This is a genomic window from Bacillus sp. BB081 (assembly GCF_008368895.1).
Taxonomy (GTDB): Bacteria; Bacillota; Bacilli; order Bacillales; family Bacillaceae_G; genus Bacillus_A; species Bacillus_A wiedmannii.
In genome coordinates, this window is record NZ_QOZX01000064.1 from 1 (window position 1) to 5,733 (window position 5,733).

General features: G+C 33.0%; 4 protein-coding genes. All 4 read left to right on the forward strand.

Features of this window, described 5'->3' with window-relative positions; all coding sequences use genetic code 11:
- The first annotated feature begins 435 nt into the window (after positions 1–435).
- The 4 genes from galU to DN394_RS23180 all read left to right on the forward strand — a co-directional run bounded on the left by galU (position 436) and on the right by DN394_RS23180 (position 5,688).
- Entirely contained in the window at positions 436–1,326 is an 891-nt protein-coding gene (gene galU, locus DN394_RS23165; protein WP_000757825.1) for a UTP--glucose-1-phosphate uridylyltransferase GalU, read from the forward strand.
- A 140-nt stretch (positions 1,327–1,466) separates the two neighbouring features.
- Positions 1,467–2,474: a glycosyltransferase family 2 protein gene (locus DN394_RS23170; protein ID WP_001990882.1), complete on the forward strand. Its 1,008-nt coding sequence runs from the start codon at positions 1,467–1,469 to the stop codon at positions 2,472–2,474.
- A gap of 12 nt (positions 2,475–2,486) precedes the next feature.
- Entirely contained in the window at positions 2,487–2,909 is a 423-nt protein-coding gene (locus DN394_RS23175; protein ID WP_001060121.1) for a GtrA family protein, read from the forward strand.
- Between the two features lie 91 nt (positions 2,910–3,000).
- Positions 3,001–5,688, forward strand: coding sequence for a YfhO family protein (locus DN394_RS23180; protein ID WP_149294289.1), 2,688 nt, complete (start codon positions 3,001–3,003; stop codon positions 5,686–5,688).
- Positions 5,689–5,733 lie beyond the last annotated feature (45 nt).

The window sequence follows — 5,733 nt, forward strand, 5'->3', positions numbered from 1 at the left end:
AAGATATATATTTACGTGGCCTTTCACATGTTTATTAACATGCATTTGTTTAGCTTTTTTGCAAAAGGAAATAAGTGCATATTTGTCAGATTTGCTACGCTTTTTAGGACCGATTGTACGAAGGATACAGTAAATAAAAGGGCTCATGAGTAGAGAATAAGGAGAAGCACATGAGAGATTAATAAGTAACCTTGACGAATAAAGAGACAATCATGTAGAATTTGTACGAAGTGTCTTTTGCAGTTAGTGAAGAAGTTAACATGTAAAAAACTTTAGTTTAATAAGAAAATTGATAGATATATAGTATAAAAGTTGTACTCATTTGGATAAGAATGTATCCCATAAATATGGTTTGATAAGGGAAAAATAATAAAAATAACTACTGCTTGGACAAATATGAATATATACCAAAGATGAGAGAAAGAGGTTATAAGCATGAAAAAAGTAAGAAAAGCTATTATTCCTGCAGCTGGTCTTGGGACACGTTTTTTACCAGCTACAAAGGCACAGCCTAAAGAAATGTTACCAATTGTTGATAAACCAACAATCCAATATATCGTAGAAGAAGCTGTAGCGGCTGGTATTGAAGATATCATTATCGTTACAGGAAAAGGAAAACGTGCGATTGAAGATCATTTCGACAATGCATTTGAATTAGAGCAAAACTTATTAGAGAAGAAAAAATATGATTTACTTGAAAAAGTACAAGCATCTTCGAAAATGGTAGATATTCACTATATTCGTCAAAAAGAACCACAAGGTTTAGGACATGCAGTATGGTGTGCTCGTAAGTTCATCGGCGATGAGCCATTTGCTGTTCTTCTTGGTGATGATATTGTACAAGCTGAAAAACCTTGTTTAAAACAGCTTATCGATGAGTATGAGCATACACTTTCATCTGTGATCGGTGTGCAAACTGTTCCAGAAAATGAAACGCATCGCTATGGTATTATTGACCCATTAGAAAAAGAGGGTCGCCGTTATCAAGTGAAGCAATTTGTTGAAAAACCGGCTCTAGGTGAGGCACCTTCAAACTTAGCAATTATGGGGCGCTATGTGTTAACACCAGAAATATTCCGTTTCTTAGAAGAGCAGCATATTGGTGCTGGCGGTGAAATTCAATTAACAGATGCAATCCAAAAGCTAAACGAAATCCAACGTGTGTTTGCATACGATTTTGAAGGAAAGCGTTATGATGTTGGAGAGAAGTTAGGCTTTATTCAAACAACAATCGAAATGGCGTTACAACATGAAGAGTTAAAAGATGATTTATTAGCAATCATGGAAGAAATTGTGAACGGACAAAAAAATACTGTGAAAAATTAACTTATTTATAAATATGTGAGGTTAGACATAGTGAATTGGAGAAAGAGGTATTCTAAGATAAACATCCAGTTTACTATGTCTAATCTGTGCTTATAAGATGTTCTTTATGAGCAGGCTTGAAAAAGAAAGGAGCACCTTTTTTGAAGACTATTACTATATTGGTACCGGCATATAATGAAGAAGAGGTATTAGATCAATTATATAGTCGTTTAACAGGGGTATTTCAAGGCATTCCAAATTATAACTTTGAAATTTTGTTTGTTAACGATGGAAGTAAAGATCGTACGTTAGATATTATTAAGGAATTTAGAGTGAATGATAAGCGTATTTCGTATGTAGACTTATCACGAAATTTTGGGAAAGAAACAGCAATGATTGCGGGTCTGGATCATGCAATTGGAGATGCAGTAATTATCATTGATGCTGATTTACAAGATCCACCAGAATTAATCCCTGAAATGATTAAGTACTGGGAACAAGGGTATGATGATATTTATGCAAAACGACGCTCTCGTTCAGGTGAATCATGGGCGAAGAAATGGACAGCTGGTAAATTTTACAGCTTGCTAAAGAAAACAACAAGAATTCCGATCCAAGAAAATACAGGGGATTTTCGTTTATTAGACCGTCGTTGTGTTGAGGCATTAAAGAAAATTCGTGAAACGCAGCGTTATACAAAAGGGATGTTTAGCTGGATTGGTTATAATAAGAAAGAAATTTTATTCGATCGTGACCCTCGTGCTGCAGGTGAAACAAAGTGGAACTATTTCAAATTAATGGATCTTGCTATTGAAGGAATTACATCCTTTACAACAGCGCCATTGCGCCTTGCATCGTTCATGGGATTTACTGTTTCATTCTTAGCTTTTATCTATATGATTTGGATTATTATTAAGACGCTAATGTATGGTGAGTCAGTAAGTGGATATCCATCTATGATGACAGCTATTCTATTTATCGGTGGTGTACAGTTAATTTCCATCGGTATTATTGGGGAATATTTAGGACGTATCTTCAATGAAACAAAACAACGTCCGCTATATTTTGTAGATGAATATAATGATGATAAAGTAACGAATATCGATGGCGATCAAAAAATGGCGAAATTATACAGCGTAGAAGATCGTAAAGTAAAATCAAATCACTAGGGGATTAGAAGTGTGAATAATAAAGCGAAAGAAATCTTTAACTATTTACTTTTCGGTGGTTTAACGACGTTAATCAACATTGTGACGTATTTTATTTGTGCAACGTTAATTGGAATGGATTACAAAATAGCAACAACAATTGCTTGGATTGTATCGGTACTGTTTGCGTATATTACAAATAAGAAGTATGTATTTAACAGTCAACAAACAAGTTTTGCTCACGTAGTAAAAGAGTTTGTCTACTTTATGGGATTCCGTATTGTATCGTATTTCATTGATATCGCATCCATGATTGTTTTAATTGAATGGCTAGGTATGAATGATTTAGTAGCAAAAATTATTGCAAACGTTATTGTTGTGGTTGTTAATTATTTTGCGAGTAAATATATTATTTTTAAAAAGAAGACCGATATAGAAAACGGTCAAAATATATAAAAAACAATGGCTTGGCTCTATGCCGGCTATTGTTTTTTATACATAGAATTTGGTAATAAATGATTAATGAAGAATGATATGGAGGAGTATAATGCAAGCTCTGTTAGATTTGTTTAAGAAAAAGAAGTTTTTATATACTTTTGCTTTTTTACTTCCTTTTTCTATTTATGGTGTAGTTTTTATTTTACTGGGTGTTGCACCGTTTGGAGCAAAATCAATCCTTGTAACTGACTTACACACACAATATGTGCAGTTTTACACGTATTTATATGATGTGTTTAAAAATGGGAAAAGTATATTTTATAGCTGGGAAGGTGGAATGGGATTAAACTTCATTGGAGTATTTGCTTATTATTTAGCTAGCCCTTTTTCACTACTCATTCTCCTGTTTGATCGTTCGCATATTCCAGAAGCGATTATGTTAATGACTTTATTAAAAACAGGATTAGCTGGTTTTACAATGACATATTATTTAAGCAATATGATGAAGCGTCGTGAAATTGCTATTACGCTATTCTCAACTTTTTATGCCTTAATGTCATTTGTAACAGTATATTCTTTCTGTGTAATGTGGTTAGATGCCATTTATTTACTACCCCTTATTATGTTAGGTATTGAAAAGCTAGTTACAGAAAAAAAATGGGTGTTATTCACATTTAGTTTAGCACTTACATTTATTACGAATTTTTATATTTCCTTTATGGTAGGGATTTTTACATTTATCTACTTTGTAGCACGTTATTGTGTGCTTTACGATATTCGAAATATAAAATTATTAATGCAAAGGTTCGTATGGTTCTGTCTTGGAACAGGATTGGCAGGTGGAATGTCTGCATTTATTACGCTACCAACATACATGGATTTAAAGAGCAACTTTGTTGAACGTACTAAGATTCCATTCTCTACAGCATTTAATTTTGATCCGTTTGATTTTTATGCACGATTCTTTAATGGCGTAATTGATACGACAGTAAATGGAATGCCAAACGTTTATGCAGGTGTTTTAACTGTATTACTCATTCCATTATTCTTTATTACAAAAAGAATTTCATTGAAAGAAAAGATTGTATATGGAAGCGTACTGTTATTCCTAATCCTTTCTTTTGAAATTCCGTTTTTAAATATCGCTTGGCATGGTTTTGAGCCACCAACGAATTTCCCGTATCGTTATTCATTTACATTCTCCTTTGTACTCATTTATGTAGCAGTTCGAACGTTTATGGTATTCGAAGAAGAATTAATACCAGCTTTAAAAAAGGTTGTATTGTTTAATATATTTATGCTGCTATTATTAGGAAAAGTTGCACCAAGTTATATGCAGTCAAATAAGATTGTAATTAATGCCTTTTTAATCATTATGTATGCATTATTGTTATTTGGAAAAGTTCGCTTGCGAAAAAATAAAGCGATTATCTCTTTGGCTTTATTCGCTATAGTGGGGCTAGATGTAGCAGCTAATACAGTATACATGGTTAAGTTAATGGGTTATGAATACGGATATATTAATCGTCAAGAATATGCTTCGCCGTATCCAAAATATGAAGAGACCATTCAGAAAGTAGCCGAACAGGACAAGGGGCTTTATCGCATGGAAACGACAAGAGGTGTTACATGGAATGATGCGCTACGCTTTGGATATAAGGGCGTAACACACTTCAATTCTGTGGCAAATGGTCACTTGAATTTATACATGCAAGATTTAGGTTATGGATATCTAGAGGCATTAATTTTACAAAATGGTAAAGGGATTCTCTCTACTGATGCCTTGTTTGGTGTAAAATATATGATTTCTGATCAACCTTTAAGTAAATACGGATGGTCTGAAATCGATCATGTTGGAAGCAATTATGTATATGAGAATAAAAATGCGCTTTCGTTCGGATACATGGTAAATAAAGATGAATTTGATGTTAAAGGAAAAGATAAGTTGAAAGTACAAAGAATCAACTATACAAATTCCTTTGAGAAGCAAAACGAATTGATTGGTAAATTAGATGGGCAACAAGTTAGTTATTACCAACCGTTAAATCCACTTTCTGTAGAATATAATAATTTAGCAGTTGTAGAAACGAGAGAGAAAACGAAAAAAGAGCTACAGGCTGAAACTGAAAAAATAGCTCAAACAAATCAAAAGCCAATCGAATTGGTTAAACAGCAGGATGGACAAAAAGCAAGTATTAAATATACATTTGCTGTAAAAGGTAAGCAACAATTGTATACAAAATTACGTGTGGAACCAACTGATATTACAAAAGTATATGTAAATGGAAAATCACTTGGTAAAAAATTCACTGAATATCCTCGTTACTATTGGAACAATGGTATTTTAGATTTAGGATATTTTGATAATGAAAAAGTCGAGGTTGAAGTTGAAGTCAAAGGAAGTAGTCATTACGTTGAGTTGGAACAACAACTATTTTATGGACTTGATGTAGAAGCATTTGATAAGCGAGTAAATGTACTGAAACAACAGTCATTTGATGTAAAGAATTACACAAGTCGTATGGTATCAGGAAAAATTGATGTGAAGGAAGATAACTATTTATTCCTATCTATTCCATATGATAAAGGATGGAAGGCAACAGTTGATGGTAAAGAAGCTAAGTTACTTAAATTAAATGATGCATTCCTTGGATTAGATTTAGAAAAAGGAACGCATACAATCGAATTAAAGTATACTTCCCCAGGATTTGTAATGGGAGCAGTTGTTTCGTTTATTACTTTTGTTATCACATTACTAGGCGCTTTTATTGTATCAAGGAAACAGAAAAAAATATAATAAAAAAGGACTACTGATTATTATTTGAACTGTACCCCGAATCAT

Excerpts from the sequence above, each read along its gene's own strand:
- galU (WP_000757825.1), top strand. The coding sequence starts at position 436 with ATGAAAAAAGTAAGAAAAGCTATTATTCCTGCAGCTGGTCTTGGGACA.
- DN394_RS23180 (WP_149294289.1), top strand. The coding sequence starts at position 3,001 with ATGCAAGCTCTGTTAGATTTGTTTAAGAAAAAGAAGTTTTTATATACT.